The 407-nt window shown below is 36.4% G+C and carries 1 protein-coding gene; it reads right to left on the bottom strand.

The window, feature by feature from the left end; all coding sequences use genetic code 11:
• Positions 1-407 (bottom strand): prealbumin-like fold domain-containing protein (locus tag BAU27_RS08350; protein WP_175546530.1); only part of this gene is annotated, 407 nt, incomplete at both ends.

Here is a 407-nt window from a genome sequence, read left to right on the forward strand (position 1 = left end):
TGTCATTCCACATCTTCGTTCCTGAAACAGATATAGTTTTCACTTTATTTGGAATATCCAGTTCGACTCCATTTTCATCATCTGATTTTATTTCAAACTCTACTTTTTTCTGCGGATCGAAATCAATATAGTCTGGAGCTGAAACCTCTTGCACATAATATTTGCCTGGTGATAATTGAGGAGTTTCAACTATCCCTTTTTCATTTGTTTTATATTCGCCCCCAACTTGTTCACCAGACTCTTTATACAACTTAAACGAAACATTCGGGATTACTTTTTCTTTATTTCCTTCAATATGCTTAACAATTTTCAGCTTTCCTTTTGGAACCTTGTTACCAGTAGCACCACCACCAGCTGTCATATTTTCGACTGGATGAGTACCCGACTCAGTAACTGGTTCTTTGTTT

This window comes from Bacillus sp. NH11B, assembly GCF_001884205.1.
Taxonomy (GTDB): domain Bacteria; phylum Bacillota; class Bacilli; order Bacillales; family Bacillaceae_G; genus Bacillus_A; species Bacillus_A proteolyticus.